The 20,006-nt window shown below is 69.5% G+C and carries 16 protein-coding genes and 2 CRISPR repeat arrays (1 of these 18 cut by a window edge); of the genes, 3 read left to right on the top strand and 13 right to left on the bottom strand.

The genetic code is table 11. The features are described from left to right. Positions 1–270: direct repeats of the CRISPR family, unit length 30 nt; unit sequence GCCCTCATCGCCCCTACGAGGGTTCGCAAC (it extends 285 nt beyond the left edge of the window). A 105-nt stretch (positions 271–375) separates the two neighbouring features. Continuing rightward, positions 376–1,593, bottom strand: a complete 1,218-nt coding sequence (gene tgmC / locus K2F47_RS13090; protein ID WP_242903117.1) for an ATP-grasp peptide maturase system methyltransferase — start codon at positions 1,591–1,593, stop codon at positions 376–378. A 125-nt stretch (positions 1,594–1,718) separates the two neighbouring features. Between tgmC (K2F47_RS13090) and K2F47_RS13085 the strand changes: the two genes are divergently transcribed. From K2F47_RS13085 to tgmC (K2F47_RS13075), 3 genes are read left to right on the top strand one after another with little or no spacing between them, the layout of a single operon-like run. Continuing rightward, positions 1,719–2,060, top strand: coding sequence for a putative ATP-grasp-modified RiPP (locus tag K2F47_RS13085; protein ID WP_308198408.1), 342 nt, complete (start codon positions 1,719–1,721; stop codon positions 2,058–2,060). 23 nt (positions 2,061–2,083) lie between these two features. Then, positions 2,084–3,028, top strand: coding sequence for an ATP-grasp ribosomal peptide maturase (tgmB, locus tag K2F47_RS13080; RefSeq protein WP_242903115.1), 945 nt, complete (start codon positions 2,084–2,086; stop codon positions 3,026–3,028). A gap of 5 nt (positions 3,029–3,033) precedes the next feature. After that, entirely contained in the window at positions 3,034–4,251 is a 1,218-nt protein-coding gene (gene tgmC / locus K2F47_RS13075; protein WP_242903114.1) for an ATP-grasp peptide maturase system methyltransferase, read from the top strand. Between the two features lie 213 nt (positions 4,252–4,464). Then, a CRISPR array of direct repeats spans positions 4,465–4,751; the repeat unit is 26 nt; unit sequence TCATCGCCCCTGCGAGGGTTCGCAAC. A 305-nt stretch (positions 4,752–5,056) separates the two neighbouring features. Here the strand turns inward: tgmC (K2F47_RS13075) and K2F47_RS13070 are convergent. The 12 genes from K2F47_RS13070 to K2F47_RS13015 all read right to left on the bottom strand — a co-directional run bounded on the left by K2F47_RS13070 (position 5,057) and on the right by K2F47_RS13015 (position 19,517). After that, positions 5,057–5,326, bottom strand: a complete 270-nt coding sequence (locus K2F47_RS13070; RefSeq protein WP_242903113.1) for a DUF397 domain-containing protein — start codon at positions 5,324–5,326, stop codon at positions 5,057–5,059. 152 nt (positions 5,327–5,478) lie between these two features. Continuing rightward, the gene (locus K2F47_RS13065; RefSeq protein ID WP_308198407.1) at positions 5,479–5,766 is read right to left on the bottom strand and encodes a DUF397 domain-containing protein; all 288 of its coding nucleotides are present in this window, start codon (positions 5,764–5,766) and stop codon (positions 5,479–5,481) included. After that, a complete protein-coding gene (locus K2F47_RS13060; RefSeq protein WP_242903112.1) occupies positions 5,688–6,506 on the bottom strand; it encodes a helix-turn-helix domain-containing protein in 819 nt (272 codons plus the stop codon). The genes K2F47_RS13065 and K2F47_RS13060 overlap by 79 nt, the downstream gene beginning before the upstream one ends. 841 nt (positions 6,507–7,347) lie before the next feature. Next, on the bottom strand, positions 7,348–9,213 hold the full coding sequence (locus K2F47_RS13055) for a Xaa-Pro dipeptidyl-peptidase (RefSeq protein WP_242903111.1): 1,866 nt from the start codon (positions 9,211–9,213) through the stop codon (positions 7,348–7,350). 89 nt (positions 9,214–9,302) lie between these two features. Continuing rightward, complete coding sequence (locus K2F47_RS13050) at positions 9,303–10,580, bottom strand: thymidine phosphorylase (protein WP_242903110.1); 1,278 nt, start codon at positions 10,578–10,580, stop codon at positions 9,303–9,305. Between the two features lie 9 nt (positions 10,581–10,589). Next, the gene (locus K2F47_RS13045) at positions 10,590–10,997 is read right to left on the bottom strand and encodes a cytidine deaminase (RefSeq protein ID WP_242903109.1); all 408 of its coding nucleotides are present in this window, start codon (positions 10,995–10,997) and stop codon (positions 10,590–10,592) included. A gap of 32 nt (positions 10,998–11,029) precedes the next feature. Next, positions 11,030–12,379 carry an ABC transporter permease gene (locus K2F47_RS13040; protein ID WP_242903108.1) on the bottom strand — a complete coding sequence of 450 codons (1,350 nt, stop codon included), beginning with the start codon at positions 12,377–12,379 and terminating at the stop codon, positions 11,030–11,032. After that, complete coding sequence (locus tag K2F47_RS13035) at positions 12,376–13,710, bottom strand: ABC transporter permease (protein WP_242903107.1); 1,335 nt, start codon at positions 13,708–13,710, stop codon at positions 12,376–12,378. Before K2F47_RS13035 ends, K2F47_RS13040 begins: the two co-directional genes overlap by 4 nt. After that, a complete protein-coding gene (locus tag K2F47_RS13030) occupies positions 13,707–15,245 on the bottom strand; it encodes an ABC transporter ATP-binding protein (protein ID WP_242903106.1) in 1,539 nt (512 codons plus the stop codon). Before K2F47_RS13030 ends, K2F47_RS13035 begins: the two co-directional genes overlap by 4 nt. A gap of 76 nt (positions 15,246–15,321) precedes the next feature. Then, positions 15,322–16,392, bottom strand: coding sequence for a BMP family lipoprotein (locus K2F47_RS13025; protein ID WP_242903105.1), 1,071 nt, complete (start codon positions 16,390–16,392; stop codon positions 15,322–15,324). 208 nt (positions 16,393–16,600) lie between these two features. Continuing rightward, entirely contained in the window at positions 16,601–17,989 is a 1,389-nt protein-coding gene (locus K2F47_RS13020) for an amidohydrolase (protein ID WP_242903104.1), read from the bottom strand. Between the two features lie 361 nt (positions 17,990–18,350). Beyond that, the gene (locus tag K2F47_RS13015; RefSeq protein WP_242903103.1) at positions 18,351–19,517 is read right to left on the bottom strand and encodes a glutamate--cysteine ligase; all 1,167 of its coding nucleotides are present in this window, start codon (positions 19,515–19,517) and stop codon (positions 18,351–18,353) included. Positions 19,518–20,006: the final 489 nt, after the last annotated feature.

The raw sequence follows: 20,006 nt of genomic DNA, 5'->3' as shown, positions 1-20,006 counted from the left end.
CGCAACTACTTGGCCTGCCAGTCCTCGGTGTCGTCGCCGGGCCCTCATCGCCCCTACGAGGGTTCGCAACTGGTGCCAGTACTGCGCCTACTTCGCCCCCGGCTCCACGCCCTCATCGCCCTTACGAGGGTTCGCAACGCAGTTCTTCGCGCAGTCGTCGTAGCTGGATCTTCAGGCCCTCATCGCCCCTACGAGGGTTCGCAACGTGCGTGTCATGTGCGCCGTCGAGCTGCGCACCGGGTCCTCATCGCCCCTGCGAGGGTTCGCAACAACAGATGGCCCGCGTTCCCGGCCCAGCCGGGCGGGTCCTCGTCGCCCCTGCGAGGGATGTAGGACGCCGCGCCTCGGCACCTATGACCTGTTGATTCTGGAGGGTCATGTTTCCGGGGCGGGGGGCAGCGGCCATGAGGCTGATCGGCCGTCTGGAGTGTCTAGTCGGACGGTCTGGGCGTGCGGGGTGATGTGCACGGTGAACTGGTCCTGGGTGGGCTTTCCAGCCTGATTCCACAGGTGGTAGGCGTGCTCGATCTTGTCCCATAGGTGGACGGGGCCGTTTTGCTGAACGAGGCAACCTGCGTCGGCGCTGGTGAGCCAGGCGTGTGAGTTGGTGGTCTGGTCGATGAGGAGATCGCTGGACGGGGTGGAAGCGTCGCCGGGCAGGTGGAGGCGTTGAGCGTTTGGGGCGGCGAGCTGGGCTAGGAACCGGCCCATCCACTCATCCAGGATGCTCGCGGGGTAGGTGGCGGGCCGGGTGTCGCCATGGGGTGCCGGGAGGTTGGTGGGCGGGGGCGGTGCGGCGTGTGTGCGGGCGGGCATGAACGAAACGGTGTCCGGCAGGAACCGGCCTTCGGCGTAGCCATTTCCGGTCACTTGAAGTGCCAGCAGTCCAAAGCCGTATAGCCAGCCCGAGACTGTGGTCAGGATCCGCGCGCCGGAAGCGCTCTGGGTGATCCATGCGGTGGGGATCGTGCGGACTGAGCAGGCCGCGATGATCCGGTCATAGGGGGCGTCCGGGGGGTGCTCGGCGAGTCCGTCACCGATGATCAGGGTGGGCCGGTGACCTGCGGCCGTGAGTGCGGTGGCGGCGCGGGCGGCGATGTCGGGGTCTACCTCGACGGAGGTCACGCGGTCGTCGCCGAGCCGGTGGCAGGCCAGCGCGGTGGAGTAGCCGGTGCCGGTTCCGATCTCCAGCAGCCGGTGCCCGTCCTGGACGTCCAGTTCCTCCAGCATCCGCACCACCAGGCCCGGCAGCGTCGAAGAAGAGGTCGGCACGCCCTGGATCGCGTTGCTGGAGGGGTGGCCGCTCATGGTGGTGCGGTCGAGCTGGGTGACCCAGGTGGTGTCCTCGTAGGCCAACTCCAGCCACCTGGCTTCGCCGACGCGGGCGGAGGTGAGGGGGTCCCGGAGGGTGCCGGACGGGGTGTCGTGGCGGTCATAAACTCGCTCGCCCAGGAAACCCTCGCGGGGGACCCGTTCCACTGCCTGCCGCCACGCCGGGCTCCGCAGATCCCCGGTGGTCTCCAGTTGGTCGGCCAGGGCGCGGCGAAGCTGGACGGCGTCCGGCGGGTCGGCGGCGGTCACGTCATCACTCACGGGAGTCTCCTCGTCGCCTCTCGGAACGGCCGGGATGCGCGAGCAGGCTTGGCAGGACGGTCGGGAGTTCATACTTCTCACCGTCCAGCCATACCTTCACGGAGAGCGTCACCGTATGACATCGGATGAGGACGGAGGGGAGGCGACTCCCCGGCCCAGATCCCCGGCGGCGGAAGGAGATCAGAATGAGGAACGAAGCGGGCTGCCCGGACGGGGCAGGAGCACCATGGGGGTGGGGACGGATGAGCGACCGGCTTCCGATGGAGCCGCTGCCCTACTCGCGGGTTGAGCTGGACCCGACCACCCAGTGCGCGCGGTTCTACGACGCTGCGGGGCAGATCGTGGGGATGGGCAAGCATGGCACCAGCAAGACCTTCGGGACTGCGTCCAAGTCCGGTGGCGGCGATGGGAACGGACCACAGGAACAGGTTCAAGACGACAACACCACCGACTACGCCTCGGACTAGCTTCGGTGACAGAGCAACCTGCCGTGCTGGTGCTCACCAGCCTGGAGGACGTGACCGCCGACCTGGTGATCGCGGAGCTGGGGCAACGGGATGTGCCGGTCGTACGGGTCGACCCGGCCGACATCGACCCCATGACCGGCGGCGGGCTCGTCTTCGCCGCCCGCATCGGCGCGGACGAGGACCGGTGGGGCGGGGAGTTGCGGGCTCCCTGCCGCGTCCTGGATCTCGGCCGGGTCCGGTCGGTCTATCACCGGCGACCGAGTCCGTGGCGGTTTGACCATCTGGAAGGACGCGTCCGCGACTTCGCCCGGCGCGAGGCTCAGCATGGGCTGGCAGGCGTGCTGTTCCACCTGCCCATCGTGCATGTGAACGCGCCCTCGGCGACCGCGCGGGCCGAGTACAAGCCAGCGCAGCTACAGGTCGCCGCCGACCTGGGCTTCACGATACCGGCGACACTGATCACCAACGACCTTCGCGCCGCCCGTGAGTTCGCGGCCGATCACGGCCCAGTGGTGTACAAGAGTCTGCGCGGTGTCCCGCCCGCCGACGGTCACACCGGTGCCATCTGGACCCAGCGCATCGCCGCCACCGACCTGGACAAGTCCGTCAACGTGACCGCTCATCTGTTCCAACAGGAGATCGACAAGGTCGCCGACGCAAGGATCACCGTGGTCGGCCCCCGCGTGTTCGCTTCGATGATCGAGGCGCCGGGTGCGCCGCTGGACTGGCGAGCAGGCGACTGGGAGCAGTTGACCTACACGCCGCTCGACCCACCCGAAGGTCTGCGCGAACAACTCCACGCCTACCTTGAGCGGTTCGGTCTGCTTTTCGGCTGCTTCGATTTCGCTATCGACCGGCGGACCGGACATCTCACCTTCATCGAGTGCAATCCGAACGGGCAATGGGGTTTTCTTCCCGACGCCGATGCCATCGCCGATGCGTTCGCCTCGCTCTTGCAGGCAGGATGAGGACTGTGTCCTTTGATGTGTCCGCCGACGCCGCCTCGCTGCGGCGAGAACTCGTCCGCGAACTGGCCGCGCAAGGGCTACTGGCGGACGCCCGCTGGCGGCACGCGGTGGAGAGGGTGCCGCGCCATCGGTTTGTGCCGGGCTTCTACGCCGACACCGGACGGCGGGACGAGCACGGGCTGACGGTCTGGGAACCGATCACCGAGTACACCGACCCCGGCCGGTGGCTTGCAGCCGCCTACACCGACACCACCTTGATCACCCAGTTCGACGGGACGGAACCCGACTGGGACCATCCTGCCCCGCGAACCGGGGGCGCCCCGACGTCCTCGTCCACGCTGCCCTCGCTGGTACTGCGGATGTGGCTGGACGCCGACCTGCACGAGGGGCACCACGTGCTGGAGATCGGCACGGGCACCGGCTATTCGACCGCGCTGGCCTGCGAACGGCTCGGCGAGCACGGCGAAATAACCTCGATCGAGGTGGACGACCACCGGCTGCGCCAGGCCGCTGACGCACTGTATGGCAGCGGGTACGCGGTGCGGCTGGCGGTCGCCGACGGCCTGCACGGGTACTGGCCGCACGCCCCCTACGACCGCATCGTGGCGGCGTGCTCAGTCCGGACCGTCCCGGCCGCGTGGCTCGCCCAGGCCCGGCCCGGCGCCAAGATCTTGGCCACCCTTTCGGGGTGGCTGTACGGCTATGCCCGCGTCCTGCTCACCACCCGCGAGGACGGCACCGCCGAGGGACCGCTACTGCCCGGCACCATCTCCTTCATGGCCGCCCGCGCCCAGGAACGTCCCGCGCCCGGCAATCCCACCGACTGGGACGCGCTCACCCGCGACACCCCAGGCCATCCGGCCCGCTACGGCCCTGGTCGCTTGGACGAGGCGAGCGACGAAGCGTTCTTCGCACGGTTCCTCGCCCAACTCGCGGCCCCGAACGCCCAGCAGCTCACCGACCCCGAGGGCGACACCGTCCACCTGATCAACGTCACAACCGGGTCGGCCGCCACCCTCACCCCCGATGGCACTTCGGGCGGTGAGGACTGGTGCGTCCGCCAGGCCGGGCCGCTACGGCTGTGGGACGCGGTCGAAGCGGCATGGGACACCTGGGACCGGGCAGGCCGGCCCGGCCCCGAAACCTTCCGCATGCACATCGACAACGGGCGCCAGACCATCGCCCACCCGGGCGTACCAGGGCTGACGTTCACACTCGCGTGACCTCCGCGAGAGCGCCGCACGACTTCACCGCGTGGGCCACTCGGCTGGTCCTCATCACCCCTGCGAGACTTGCACTCTGTGAGCGGCCGAGCTCGTAGGCAACGTTGTTCAGCGACACACCGGGCCCGACGACACAACCGGCGGATCGCTGAAAAATCCCCGTCCCACAGGCCGCGCTTCCCTTCAAAGGCCTGTGGCTTTACCGTGGGGTCCTCATCGCCCCTGCGAGGGTTCGCAACGTGGCCGCAGCCCGCGCGGGCCGCGCGATCGCGCGGTCCTCATCGCCCCTGCGAGGGTTCGCAACCCCGGCGAAGGCGTCATAGTTCCGGAGCTGACTCGTCGCTCATCGCCCCTCGGAGGGTTCGCAACTACGAGCCGTGGTAGCGGACGAGGATCTCGGGCATCAGGGCGTCATCGCCCCTGCGAGGGTTCGCAACCCGATGCGGATGAGCACGCCGCCGAACCCGGCGGTCCTCATCGCCCCTGCGAGGGTTCGCAACACGGTCATCGTCGGTGGTTCGGAGAACAGCAGGTCGTCCTCATCGCCCCTGCGAGGTTCGCAACGTGGCGCCGTAGCGGCTCTCCCAGATCGCCCAGGGACACTCATCACCCCTGAAGGGTTTACGACAAGTCGCGGATGGCTCTGAGCTAAATCCCTCATGGCGAGGATTTTAGTTCTGGAAAAGCACATTCGTAGGGCCGGTGAACGGACTGCTTGATTTCCTACCAAGCGCCGGTCACCGGCCCTTCCCAGAGAAGCACAGCCAGGCGCCGCTAAGGAGGCGGCGCTTTGGCGGCGGGGTGGCTAGCTTTCTACGTCCAAGCGTCCTGCTTTGACGTTGTTGGTGAACATCTGCCAGGCGACGGGGGTGAGGGCCAGGCGAGGACCGTTCGGGTTCTTGGAGTCTCGGACGATGATCGCGGCGCTGGCGTCAGCGATTTCCACACACTCGCCGCCGTGAGGCCCGCTGTGGCTACTCTTGCGCCACTGGCCAACCTCTACGCACTCGCCGCCCTGGTGAGCGCTGCGACCACTCTTACGCCATCGGATACTTGAAACATTCGAGGTATTCATGACTTCGCCGCCACGCCTTTCCGGGGGAGATGGTTCATTTAGGGCCAGCGAGCGAACTGGTGGATTTTCTACCAAGCGTCCATCACCGACCCTCTTCCCAGAGAAGCACAGTCGAGCGCCGCCAAGGAGGCGGCACTTTGGTGGCGGGACGGCTAGCCTTCTACGTCCAGGCGCCCTGCTTTGACGTTGTTGGTGAACGTCTGCCAGGCGGTGATGGTGAAGGCGAGGTGAGGGCCGTGCGGGTCTTTGGAGTCGCGGACCATGATCGCGGACGTCGCGTCCGCAATCTCCACGCACTCACCACCTTCAGGCCCGCTGCGGGTGCTCTTGCGCCACCGGGTACCTGACACGTCTGAAATGCTCAAAGCTTCTCCATCGCGTCTTGAATCATGGCCAACGACTCCTCGGTGGAGAGCGTGCGGCCCTGGATCAAGTCCCATGTTAGGGCTTTGAACGCGACCTTGTCGCGCCGCTTCAAAAGCACGCCCTCTCCAGCGGCCTCTATGTAGGCGATATCGGGCTCGTCCTCAAACCCTAGGATGATAAAACTGCCCGTCAGCCCGACATGAAATCCCGCATCGTATGGGACGATTTGAAGTTGCGTTCTTTCGCGCCTTCCAACCTCAAGAAGAAGTCCGAGTTGCTCAAGCATGACATCCTTGGAACCCACGGTCCTGCGGATTACGCTCTCGTCGAAGGTAAGGAACGTGTGCGGCGGGTCTTCTCGATCGAAGATTGACTTCCGCTCCATGCGCTCGGCTACAACCCTTGGCGTAGCTGACCCCATCAGCGTACTGATCACCGTTGTGGAGTACGCCTCGGTCTGAAAAAGTCCGCTGACCAGGTTGGCACTGAGGATCCGGAGGTGGCTAGCCCTGCGCTCGTAGCCGAGATACTCGGTGAAGCCGGGCGGCAGGATCGCCTGGTGCTTGGTCTCGTTGATGCGTTCCAGTAGGCGGACGAACAGGCCGTCCGCGTTGAAGAACGTGTCGAGGGCGGCAGCGAACTCTTCGGAGGGCAGGTTCTTGCGCAGCTCGACTTGGCCCACGTAGGAGTCGGCGAAGCCGAGCTTTTCGGCGAGTTCCTTCTTGCTGAGCCCGGCCTGCGTCCGGCGCCATTCGAGTTCCTTCGCGAACGTGACGATGGCGGGGGCTTCGTAGGGCTCGGACTGCGCTGGCATCTCGACCTCCGGGGGGCCTGCACCCGGACGCCGGGTGCGATCGATCTTGCCTCTGGTACGTCGCTGGTGGTGCACGGTCGATTCCCCAACGTAGTCGAGCGTGTGAAGGTTGTCGCACGAATCGGGCAGGTGAGCGGGCAGGGGGTCGGGTGATGGACGGGCGAGCGCGGGACGAGCGGGAGCTGGAGTCACTGCGGGGCGACTTCGGTGGGTGGCGGATCTGGCGGGCCGTGCGACAGGACGGTCGGCTCGGGGAGTGGGTCGCCAGCCTGCACGACCCGAGGGCGGGTGTGGAGCCGACGCTCATGCATCCTTCTGCGTCGCTGTTGCGTGAGGCCCTCGATCAGCAGGCTCAGCGGGCGCGTCAGCGCGCGGGTGGGTCTGGATGAAGCGCGGCGCGGTCGGTGGTCCCGCCCCCCGGATCCACCGGCCGCGCCGCTTCTTACCGACAACTGTGAGGTGAACCGGCATGGGTGTGTCATGGGTGTGAGCTGGCAGGCGTATCCCGTCCCCCTGAGTGAACGGCAGGCGCATCTGGGCGCGCTGCGAACCGTCCTGGATGCACGTCCTGAGCTGACGTGCGGGGTCGTTGAGCGGCGTGGGGAACCGGCGGCATTGAGCGTGGTGTGGCGCGGGCGGCCGCAGCGGCTCATTGAGGTCGGATGCGACTTCTTCGAGGGCGCCTGGTGGTTCACCTGGGGTGACGGGCGGCGGATCACTCCGGTTAGCGACGTTGCGTATGCCGTGGCGCTCGTCGTCCGGGAACTGGCTCGGACTTGACGGGAATTCCCAAAGGAAAGGCCCCGCCGCCCAAGCGGGCGGCGGGGCCTTCAACGCGCTGCTACTTCGTCAAGGGGAGGGTCAGGGAGGAGTCGTGCAGGTCTACCTCGACCTTCGTCCCCGCCGGGTAGCGGAGGGTGTAGGCGTGGTCGGTCGCCAGGAGCACCAGGCCGATGCGGTGGCCCGGCTTGAAGACGTAGTCGTACGGCTGCATCGTCCAGGAGAACGTGTAGTCCTTGCCCGCCTTGATGGGCTCGGTCACCGAGGCGCTGTGCCGGTTCCGGACGTCCATCCAGCCACGCGTCACGATCTTGAACGGGGTGACGGCCGTGGTGTAGCCGCGGTTCGTGCGGCAGCCCTGGTTGCCGGGGATGGAGTCGCCGTAGCACCAGGTGCCCGAGGTGGGGCCGAAGCCGGAGATGCGCGAGTCCGTGCCGTAGTCGACCAGAAGCGCCGACAGGTACGGGGACTTGCCGTCGACCGAGGCCCGCACCTTGAGCTTCGCGGTGCCGCTGAGCTTGGTGGCCTTCTCCAGCTTGGGCGTGAGGTACATCAGGCGGTTCGGGTCCTGCTTGTCCTCGTTCGCCGCCAACTCCTCCGCCGTACGGGATGGCGCGTCCACCCAAGACTCAGTGCCGTGGCCGCGCTCGCCCAGGACACCGGACGACAGGCCCAGCTTCACCGGACGGGCCGACGCGTCGGGCCAGTCGCGGTGCGTCTCCCACTGGCCCGGCGTGCGCTCCAGGTCGACGCGGGGCTGGCGCATGATGTCGTTGCGGACGCCGTACAGTTCGTGCCCGAACCAGAGGTTCAGAGCCTCCAGCCATTCGCCCTTGCGGACGTCCAGGGGCTCGTCGTGGGCCGCCTGGTGGATCCACAGTTTGCGGTTGACGTGCGCCTTCTTCAGTCCTTCCCAGAGGCCGGACATCTGAATGGGCTTGACGTTCCAGTCCGCGAGGCCGCCCACCATGAAGACGCTGGCCTTGAAGTTGGGCGCGCGCTTGGCGAAGTTCCGCAGGTCCCAGGTGCGGTTGTAGTCGCCGGTGACGCGGTCCATGCCCTTTTCGAGCTTGCGGATGACCGGCTCGCAGATGCCCGGGTTCTTGCGGGACAGGACGACCTTCGCGTGCAGGTCGAGGTCCTCGCCGTTGTAGCCGTCGGGGGCGACGACGCCGCCGTTCGCGCGGTACTCGTCGTACCAGTTGGAGACGCCGGAGATCGACACGACCGTCTTCAGGCCGCGGACGCCGGTCGCGGCGGCGGCCAGCGGGAGCGTGCCGTCGTAGGACTTGCCCGCCATCGCGACGTCGCCGGTCGACCAGTCCGCGCGGATCTTCTTGCCGGACGCGTCGTACGCGGTGGCCTTGCCCGTCAGCCACTTGATGACCTGCGTCATGCCCTCGGCCTCGTTGGGGCCGACGGCGGTGGGGCAGCCGTCGGAGTCGCCGGTGCCGAGGGTGTCGGCGGACAGGACGGCGTAGCCGCGGGAGACGAAGTAGTTGTCGTAGTACGGGAAGGCGTAGTTCGGCGGTCCCGGCGGGGCGGTTGGGACGTTCCACGCGGCGAGCCGCGGGTAGTCGGTGACGTCGGCCGGGTGGTAGGGGGTGTCCTGGAGTCCGCCGTAGTACGGGCTGCCCTCGATGATCGAGGCGACCTTCAGGCCGCCGTTCGTCTCCTTGGGACGGGTGACGTAGACGGAGACGCGGTCGCGCTTGCCGTCGTTGTCGCTGTCCACGTTCGTCTCGACGAAGACCTTCTCGCGCACGGCGTCCTGGTAGGAGAACACCGGCTGGGTCTTGCCGTCCTTGACGACGATGTGGGGACGCCCCGCGTCGGGACGTCCGGTGTCGGCGAACGCGGGCATCGTGCCGGCGATGAGGCCGGTGGCGCCCGCGACCGCCGCCACGGAGAGTAGTGAGAGTCGCACCGTTGCTCCTCTGAAGCTGAACGAAACCTGATCAGCCTTCCGAGGGGGCGCGACGCGCGTCAACGGTGATAGTTAACAAACCTGCCAGTTCAGGAGATCCGGTCGATCACCAGGGGTGGGAGGTCGGTGACGCTGTCGGCGGAGCCGATCTCGTAGGCGCCGTCCAGCGACTCCAGGGCGCGGTCGAAACGGGACGCGTCGTCGGCGTGCAAGGTGAGAAGGGGTTGACCCTGTGTCACTTTCTCGCCCGGCTTGGCGTGGCAGATGACGCCCGCGCCGAAGGAGACCGGGTCCTCCTTGCGGGCCCGGCCCGCGCCCAGGCGCCAGGCCGCGACGCCGACTCCGTAGGCGTCCAGCCTGGTCAGGACGCCGGAGGACGGGGCGAGCACCTGGTGCGACTCGGCGGCGGACGGCAGCGGGGCGTCGGGGTCGCCGCCCTGGGCGATGATCATCCGGCGCCAGACGTCCATGGCGGTGCCGTCGGCGAGAGCGTCGGCCGGGTCGCGGTCGGTGATTCCGGCGGCGGACAGCATCTCGCGGGCCAGGGTGACGGTCAGTTCGACCACGTCGGACGGGCCGCCGCCCGCCAGCACCTCGACGGATTCGGCGACTTCTACCGCGTTGCCGACCGCGTTTCCTAGTGGGCGGTCCATCGCGGTCAGCAGCGCGACCGTCCGCAGGCCGTTGTCGGTGCCGATCGCGACCATGGTCTCGGCGAGTTCGCGGGCGTCGGCGGCGGTCTTCATGAACGCGCCGGAGCCGACCTTGACGTCCAGGACGAGCGCGCCCGTCCCCTCCGCGATCTTCTTGGACATGATCGAGGACGCGATCAGCGGGATCGACTCGACGGTGCCGGTGACGTCGCGGAGCGCGTAGAGCTTGCGGTCGGCGGGGGCGAGGCCGGTTCCGGCGGCGCAGACCACCGCGCCCGCTTCAGAAAGGACGTCCAGCATCTCGTCGTTGGAGAGCGACGCCCGCCAGCCGGGGATCGACTCCAGCTTGTCCAGGGTGCCGCCGGTGTGGCCCAGGCCGCGTCCTGAGAGCTGCGGGACGGCCGCGCCACACGCCGCGACGAGGGGCGCGAGCGGCAGGGTGATCTTGTCGCCGACGCCGCCGGTGGAGTGCTTGTCGGTGGTCGGACGGTCGAGCGCCGACCAGTCCATCCGCTCACCGGAGCGGATCATCGCCTCCGTCCAGCGGGCGACCTCGGGACGGGTCATCCCGTTCAGCAGGATCGCCATCGCGAGCGCCGACATCTGCTCGTCGGCGATCGCGCCGCGCGTGTAGGCGTCGACCGCGAAGTCGATCTGCTCGGGGGTCAGCTCCGCGCCGTCCCGCTTAGCGCGGATGACATCGATGGCGTCCACAGAATCCTCTCAGGTGCGGGTGGTCAGGTCTTCGGGGCCGAACGCGTCCGGCAGGACTTCCCTCATGGTCAGGACGCCGCGCGCCGTCTCCAGCAGCATGTCCGCGCCGCCGTGCTCCCAGAGGAGCTGGCGGCAGCGTCCGCACGGCATCAGCGGGTCGCCGTTGCGGTCGACGACCGCGACCGCTACGAGGCGAGGGTTCTCCGACTTGCCCGGGCCGTAGAGCGCCGACACGATGGCGCATTCTGCGCACAGGACGAGGCCGTACGAGGCGTTCTCGACGTTGCAGCCGGTGATCACGCGTCCGTCGTCCACGAGCGCGGCGGCGCCGACGGGGAACTTCGAGTACGGGGCGTAGGCCCGTTCCATCGCCACCCATGCGGCGTCGCGTAGGGCGGGCCAGTCGATGTCCGTCATACGTCCATGATCCCCGTCTCGGAGCCCCGGTCCTAACGTGCCTCGCCCCGGCGGTACCGCAGGCCGTCGGCGGCGGGCATGCGGAGGCGCTGGCTCGCCAGGGCCAGGACGAGGAGCGTCGTCAGGTGCGGCGTGAACGACACCAGCTCGCCCGGGACGCGGTCGCTGAGCAGGAACCACACCAGCAGGCCCGCCGCCGCGGCCAGCGCCAGGGCGGCGCCGATCGTCGCGTTGCGGGCCTCGCGGCGGGCGAGGTCGGTGGTGACCTGCGGGCGGATCCGGTTCGCGCGGACGGCCTGCCACGCCGCCACCGCCACCAGCAGGACGGCGACGAACAGCAGCAGCGCGTGCACGGACTGGCCGCCGCCGCGCACGTTCATCGCGTCGGTGTAGCCGAACAGCAGCGAACCGGCGGCGAGGCCGCCCGGGCGCCAGTTGCCGAAGATCATGGCGGCCAGGCCGATGAAGCCGCGGCCGCCGGTCTGGCCGTCCTGGTAGAGCGGGGCGGCGACGGTGACCAGGAACGCGCCCGCGAGGCCGGAGCAGCCGCCCGAGATCATGACGGCGGCGTACTTCATCCGGTAGACGTGCACGCCGAGCGACTCGGCGGCGTAGGGGTCCTCGCCGCAGGAGCGGATGCGCAGCCCGAACGCCGTCTTCCACAGGACGAGGAAGCTCGCCGGGACCAGCAGGATCGCCACCAGCGTCAGCAGCGACATGCCGCTGGTCAGGCCGCGCAGGATGCCTGCGACGTCCGAGACGAGGAACCAGTGGTGGCGCTCCAGCGAGCCGAGCCAGTCGGGGCTGTGCCAGCCGCCGATGTCGCCGCCGGACAGGACCGGCAGCGTCAGCGTCCCGATCGGGTCGATCGGCGGGGACTGCCGGGGGCCGCCGCCGAGCGACTTCGCGTGCCCGGTGTTGAAGATCAGCCCGGCGAGGAACTGGGTGAGGCCGAGGCCGAGGATGTTGATCGCGACGCCGGACACGATGTGGTCGACGCCGAACGTCACGGTCGCGATCGCGTGCAGCAGGCCGCCGAGCATCCCGCCGAGGACGCCGAACAGGACGCCGACCCACGGGCCCCACTGGTATCCGGCCCACGCGCCCGTCCACGTCCCGAGGATCATCATGCCTTCGAGGCCGATGTTGATCACGCCGGAACGCTCCGACCACAGCCCGCCGAGCCCGGCGAGGAAGATCGGGACGGCGAGCCGGAGGGCGGCGCTGACCGTCCCGCTGGAGGTGACGTCGTCGGCGTCGTCCAGCACCCGGACGAGCGAGAGCAGCACCAGCAGCCCGGCCGCGATCAGCAGGTAGTGCGGCCAGCGCAGGCGCGCCGGGGCCGCGCCCTTCACCTTGGCGACGGCTTCGGTCGCGGTCATGAGGCGCTCCCAGCGGACTCGCGGGCCAGGTCGTGGCCGGTGGCCAGCTCGTCGGCGACGGTCCGCTGCTGGAGCCTGATCTCCCAGCGGCGCATCAGCTCGTAGACGATGACGACGGTCAGCACGACCACGCCCTGCATCACCCCGACGATCTCCTTCGGCACGTCGACCTCCTGGAGGACGTCGGAGGTCTGGTCGAGGAAGGCGAACAGCAGCGCGGCGAGCGCGATGCCGACCGGATGGTTGCGGCCGAGCAGCGCCACCGTGATCCCGGTGAAGCCGAGCCCGGCGGGGAAGTTCAGCGAGTACTCATACGACGCGCCGAGCAGCTCGGGCATGCCGATGAGGCCCGCGACGGCACCGGACGCGATCATCGTGATCACGACCATCCGGCGGGCGCTGACGCCGCTCGCCCGCGCGGCCGAGGGCGAGAGCCCCGACACCTTCAGGTCGAAGCCGAACCGGGTGCGGTTGATCACGATCCAGAACACGATCCCGACGACGATCGCGAGCGGCAGCAGCCCGTACACGTGGCCGGGCAGGTCGAGGCCGATCGAGGACAGGAACCCGTTCAGCGGGCCGACCCGTCCGTCGGAGGGGATCTTCGGGGTCGCGACGTTGTTGCTGCCCGGCCGGACCTCGGCGAGCCGCTTGTCGTTCAGCAGGTAGGCGATCAGGCCGGTCGCGATCGCGTTCAGCATGATCGTGGAGAGCACTTCGCTGACCCCGCGGGTGACCTTCAGGATGCCCGCGATCGCGGCCCACAGCCCGCCGATCAGCATCGCCGCGATGATCACCAGCATCTGGCCGAACGGGGCGGGCAGCGTCAGCGCGCCGCCGAGCGCCGCCGCGAGGAACGCCGCGAGCCGGTACTGGCCGTCCACGCCGATGTTGAGCAGCGCCATCCGGAAGCCGATCGCGACCGCGACCGCCGACAGGTAGTAGCGGGTCGCGCGGTTGAGGATGTCGACGATCGAGTTCTCGGTGGTGCCGTAGTCGATCATGCTCTGGATCGAGCTGACCGGGTCGGCGCCGGTGATCCGCAGCAGCGCCGCCGTGATCGCCAGCGAGATCAGCAGCGCGACGACGGGCGCGCCGATCTTCAGCGCCAGCCCGCGCGGGCCCAGCCCTTGCAGGACGGCCTTCCACGCGGGGACCGTCTCCGGCCCGCCGTCCTTTGGGCCGCTTTCGGACGGCTTCGGGGCCTTGTCGGTGGACTCCTGCGTCTCGTCTGCGGCGCCCGGGGAGTTGGCAGGGGGTTCTGGCGTCTCGCCTGCGGCGTCCGGGGTTTTGTCGGCGGCGTTCGGGGGCTTGTCGTCGGGGGCGGTCACGACGGGTCTCCCGCGGCGGTCATGGCGGAGCCGAGCGCCTGCGGGGTGACCTCCCGCGGGTCGACCTCCGCGACGAGCCGGCCCCGCAGGATCACGTGCAGGGTGTCGGACATTCCGATGAGTTCCTCAAGATCGGCGCTGATCAGCAGCACGGCGAGCCCGTCCGCGCGGGCCTGCCGCAGGTGGTCCCAGATGGCGGCCTGCGCGCCGACGTCGATGCCGCGGGTGGGGTGCGCGGCGATCAGCAGCCGCGGCTCGCCCGACATCTCGCGTCCGACGATCAGCTTCTGCTGGTTGCCGCCCGACAGCGCGGCGGCGGGCACGTCGATGTCCGGCGTCCGGACGTCGTACTCGCGGACGATCCGGGTCGTGTCGCGGCGCGCGCCGCGCCGGTCGATCCACGGGCCGCGGACGTTCGGGCGCCGCGTCTGGTGGCCGAGCATCCGGTTCTCCCAGAGCGTCCCCTCCAGGACGAGCCCGTGCCGGTGCCGGTCCTCGGGGATGTAGGCGATGCCCGCCTCGCGGCGGCGGCGGGTCGTCCAGTTGGTGACGTCGTCGCCGCCGTAGGTGATCGTCCCGGCGTCCGCGTGCCGGATGCCCATGATCGCCTCGATCAGCTCGCTCTGCCCGTTGCCCTCGACCCCGGCGAGCCCGACGATCTCGCCGCGCCGGATGCGCAGCGACACCTCGTCGACCACGGGACGGCCGCCGGGGGTCAGGACGGTCAGCCCGGCGAGCTCCAGCTGGACCTCGTCGGTGACGGTGGATTCGCGGAGCTCCGGGGTGGGAAGCTCCGAGCCCACCATCAACTCGGCGAGCCGCCGGGAGGTGACCCGCGCCGGGTCGAGCCGGGTCGCGACCGTGGTGCCGCGCCTGATGACCGAGATGGTGTCGGCGACCGACAGCACCTCGTCCAGCTTGTGCGAGATGAACAGCACGGTCAGGCCCTCGGCGCGCAGGTCGCGGAGGTTGCCGAACAGCTCCTCGACCTCCTGCGGGACGAGCACGGCGGTCGGCTCGTCCAGGATCAGCACGCGGGCGCCCCGGTAGAGCACCTTGAGGATCTCGACGCGCTGCCGCTCGCCGACGCCGAGGGTCTCGACGAGCACGTCGGGGTCGACGCGCAGCCCGTAGGCGCGCGACATCTCGCGGATCTTCTCGCGGGCGGCGGCGAAGTCGATCCGGCCGCGCCGCCGGCCCTTGCCGCGGGGTTCGGCGCCGAGGATCACGTTCTCCAGCACGGTCAGGTTGTCGGCCAGCTTGAAGTGCTGGTGAACCATGCCGATGCCGCGGGCGATCGCGTCCGCCGGCGAGCGGAACGCGACCTTCTCCCCGTCGACCTCGATGCCGCCCTCGTCCGGCCGCTGCATCCCGTAGAGGATCTTCATCAGCGTGGACTTCCCGGCGCCGTTCTCACCGCAGAGCGCGTGCACCTCGCCGCGCTCGATCGTGAGGTTGATGTCGCGGTTGGCGACCACGCCGGGGAACCGCTTGGTGATCGATGTCAGCCGGACGGCCGCCACCTGGTCGGACACGAGTTCCCCCCTCCTGCCTCGGACGTCACCGGATCACCGGGCCCGCGCGCGGCGGCGCGCGGGCCCGGGCCGATCGCTACGGCTTCGTCGGGACGGTGATCTTGCGGGCGACGATGTCGGCCTTCAGCGCGTCCAGCTTGGCCTTGATGTCGTCGACCTTGCCGCCGGACGTCGCGTAGCCCACGCCGTCGTTGCTGAGGTCGTAGGTCTTCGTCCCGGGCTGGAAGGTGTTCTTGGCGACGCTCTCGACGAAGTCGAACACGGCGAGGTCCACGTGCTTGACCATGGAGGTGAGGATGAACTCCTTCGCCCCGGCCACGGCGGGCAGGTTGTACTGGTCGGAGTCGACGCCGATCGCCCACTTCTTCGCCGCCGCGACGGTCTTGATCACGCCGATGCCCGCGCCGCCCGCCGCGTGGTAGATCACGTCGGCGTTCGCGTCGAGCTGGCCCTTGGCGGCCTCGTTGCCGAGCGCCGGGTTCTTGAACCCGTCGAAGTTCGGCGGCTGGGTCAGGTACTTGGCGGGCAGCACCTTGATCCCCGGCCTGGCCTTCTTGGCGCCCGCGGTGTACCCGGCCTCGAACTTGTTGATCAGCGGCACGTTCACGCCGCCGATGAACCCGATCGTGCCCGTCTTGGACTTCAGCGCGGCGGCGGCGCCGACGAGGAACGATCCCTGCTCCTCGGAGAAGCAGGCGCCCTTGACGTTCGCGCCGGACACCTTGCACTGGTCGGCGTCCACGACGAGGAACTTCGTCTTCGGGAAGTCCTTCGCGACCTTGATCAGCGACGAGGTGTAGGAGAAGCCGACGCCGATGACCGGGTTGTAGCCCTTGTTGGCGAGCAGCCGCAGCCGCGACTCCTTGTCGGCGTCGGGCTCGTCGGGCTTGGCGGAGATCTCCTCGGTGGTGACGTTCAGGTCCTTCTTGGCCCTGTCCAGGCCGGCCGCCGCCGAGTCGTTGAACGACTGGTCGCCGCGGCCGCCGATGTCGAACGCGAGCCCGATCTTGAGCGTCTTCTTGCCGTCGCCGTCGTTGCTCTCCCCGGCCTTCTTGCCGCCGCATCCGGCGGCGCCGAGAGACAGCGCCGCGGCCGTCACGGTGGCGAGCGAGATCTTCAAACCACGGCGCTTCAAACCACGGCGCACGGTAGCGCTCCTTCCGTTCCCCACCCACGGTCGGCCGGTCCGGCGACCGAAATCGATCGGACGCTACCTGGCCGTTGGCTGATTGCTCCCTGTGTGCACCGTTTCGCAACAGGTCCGTTACCAACGCGTAGGCATATCGCCACAGGTCAGAAGCCCCCGGGACGGCGGTCGTCCCGGGGGTGGGTCGCCGCGCGGTGCGGCGGGACGGCTAGGCCAGGGCCGCGCCCTCGATCGGTTCGGCGTCGCCGGGGCGTCCGGCCTCCCACAACGCGGTCAGCGCGGTCGCGGCCAGCACCCGGACGCCGACGGCCAGGCAGCGCTCGTCGATGTCGAAGTCGCCGCGGTGCAGGTCGTACTCGCCGGGCGAGCCGGGCGTGCGGACGCCGAGCCGCGCCAGCGCCCCGGGGATCGACTCCAGGTACCAGCCGAAATCCTCGCCGCCGAGGCTCTGCGGGGTCGGCACGACGCCGTCCTCGTCGAGCACCTGCGCGGCGGCGTCGCGGAACATCTGCACACTGGTCGCCTCGTTCACCGTCGGCGGGACGCCCCGGACGTACTCCAGCGACGCCTCCACGTCGTAGGCGGCGGCGACCGACTGGAGCAGCGCCTTCATCATCTCCGGCGCGCGGTGCCAGGCGTCGTCGTCCAGGCAGCGGACGGTGCCCTCGGCGATCCCGTCGTCGGGGATCGCGTTCGCGACCGACCCGGCCGAGATCCGCCCCCACACCAGCGACAGGCTGGAGCGCGGGTCGACCCGCCGCGACAGCGCCGACGGGAGCTCAGTGACGATCTTGGCGAGCGCGTACACGAGGTCGGCGGTCAGGTGCGGCCGGGCGGTGTGCCCGCCGGGCCCGGTGACCTTCACATACACCTTGTCGCACGCGGCGGTGATCGGCCCGGTGCGCAGGCCGAGCTGGCCGACCTCGATGCGCGGGTCGCAGTGCAGCGCGAACGCGCGGTCGACGCCCGCGATGCCGCCGGCCGCCATCACGTCCAGCGCCCCGCCCGGCGTCTCCTCGGCGGGCTGGAACAGCAGCCGGACCCGGCCGGGCAGCAGCCCCGCCTCCGCCTGCTGCGCGAGGAACAGGCCCGCGCCCAGCACCATCGTGGTGTGGGCGTCGTGGCCGCACGCGTGGGCGATGCCGGGGACCGTGGAGCGGTAGGGAGCGTGCTCCTTCTCGTCGTGGAGGGGGAGGGCGTCGATGTCGGCGCGCAGCGCGACGGTCGTGCCGTCGGCGGGGCCGATGTCGCAGAACAGGCCGGTGCCGCGCGGGAGGATTCGCGGTTCGAGCCCGGCGGCGCGCAGCCGCTCGGCGATCCGCCGGGTCGTGCGGTGCTCGGCGTAGCCCAGCTCGGGGTGGGCGTGCAGGTCGCGGCGGAAGGAGATCAGCGCGTCCTCGTGACCGGTGAGGAACGCGTCGAGCTGCGGTTGCAGCGCCGCGCCGCCGAGGACGGACGCGGCGCCGCCCGCCCCGGCCGGCGCCCCTGGGGCGCCGGACACGGCGGGTATCCCGGCGTCGTCGTCCTGCGAGCCCTCGGGGCCCGGGGCGGTGGGAGGTTCAAGACCGGGCATCACCCCGTGTCCCGGATGTGTCATGTGCGCCCCCTGCGCGAGGGCGGAGCCGAGAGGCGTCCGCCCGGTGGTCTGGTCGGTGGTGCTGTTCTCGCCTTCGTTTTCGTACTGGTATTCACCGGCGCCCACGTTCTTGTTCGCGTGCGGGACCGGTTTGTTCGTGCGCGGAGCCGGGTCGTCCGCCCGTGGTGCACCGGTTCCCGCGCCGGACTGCGCGTCCGATCCGGTGTCCGAGCCGTTGTCGGCCCCGCCCCCGGAGCCGGCGTCGGGCCCGGACCGGCCCTCCGCGGGGGGACGACCCCCCGGAACGGCCCGATCTCCCGGCCGGGGGCCGGGTCGCCGGGGCCGGGCGCCCCCTGGTTTCTCTCCTGCGCCGGCCGGTTCCTCAGGTCCCGGCATGTGCGACCTCCCCCAGTGTGACGAACCTGTCCTCCGCGAGCTCGATGATCGCCGCGTCGACGATGTGCTCCAACGTGCCGCCCTCGGCGCGGATCGCGCGCTGCCGTTCGTACGGCGCCCCGTGTTCGAGCACTTCCCCCGCCACCTTGAGCTCCTCCGCGCAGCCGAGGCGGTCGGCCACCGGCTCCAGTTCGCGGATCAGCTCGTAGATGTCGTCGCGGAGTGGTGCGGTACCCCCAGTGTCATCGGTGATGACGATGGCGTCGAGTCCGTATCTGGTCGCCCTCCACTTGTTGTCGCGGACCACCCAGGCGGCGGGCCGGGGCAGCGTGTAACCCCGGTCGAGCTGCTGGTCGAAGAGCGTGACCAGGCTCTGGCACAGCGCCGCGGCCATGCCCACCTCGCGCATCGTGGGGATACCGTCGAACATGCGGATCTCGACGGTGCCGAAGTCCGGATGTGGACGGATGTCCCACCAGACCTCCTTGATGCTGCGGATCGTTCCCGCCCTCAGCAGCGTGTCCATGTAATCCTCGAACGCGGCCCAGTCGTCCAGCAAGTGGGGTGGTCCGGCAGTCGGAAGCTGACCGAAGACGACGGCGCGGCACGAGGCCAGTCCGGTGTCGCTGCCGCTCCAGAACGGGCTGGAGGCGGTCAGCGCCAGGAAGTGCGGCAGGTAGGCCGACAGCGCGTTCACGATCGGGATCGCCTTGGCGCCGTCGGAGACGCCCACGTGGACGTGCACGCCGAACGTCTGGATGCGGCGGGCGAGCCACTGCATCTCCTCGATGAGCTGGGCGTAGCGGCCCATCGGCGCCATCACCGCGTCCCGCCAGTCGCTGATCGGGTGGGTGCCCGTGCAGGCGAGCGTCAGGTCGCGTTCGGCGGCGGCGCCGCGCAGGGCCGCCAGCGTGCCCGCGAGGTCGTTCTTGGCCTCCCCCACGGTGTGGCAGACGTCGGTGACGATCTCGACGGTCGATTCCATCAGCTCGTGCCGGATCTTCGGGAGCCCGGCGATCTCGCCGAGGACGGGCAGGGCGGCGAGCACCTCGCGGGCGTCCTGCCGCAGGTGCCTGGTCTCCGCATCGACCAGCTGGAGCTCCCACTCGACTCCGAGCGTCGCCCCGTTCGATGCGTTGAAGTCAATGGCCACGGCCAACCTCCGTCCACAATCCTTGCAGGTCGTTGCGTGGCACGTGGCGCAATTCAGCCAGCGGGTCCCTAAGCCTGGACAAACGCCGGTCCAGGTCACGTGTTCGTTCCATGATGGCGCCCGCGCCCGCCGCCTCGCCGGGTCTCCATGCCCTTTGTGGACCAATTGACTCGTACGGGCGGGCGGCGAACAAGACCTGGCCACACTTTTCGGTCATCGAACTCGTCCGCGACACCACTAGATCGAACTAGTCAGCCCGTCCCAAAATACCGTGCATGACAGACTGTAACGGATGACGGGTGTCCCCTACGTTCGGTGAGTTCCGAATCGTCCGAGGATGGTGTCTTCCGGTCCGGGTACCCCTCCTCCGGATGCGTCGCCTAGTCTTCGGGGGAGTCATGGGCGTTGGGGGCAGCCGCGGAGCTGCGGAAGCTAGGAGCGGCGGGAGCTTGCTACCAGACCTACAGGCGTCGCGGGCCGGTACGCGCC

The organism is Actinomadura terrae, assembly GCF_022751215.1.
GTDB classification, from domain to species: Bacteria; Actinomycetota; Actinomycetes; order Streptosporangiales; family Streptosporangiaceae; genus Spirillospora; species Spirillospora terrae.
This window is presented reverse-complemented; position numbering and strand designations above follow the sequence as displayed.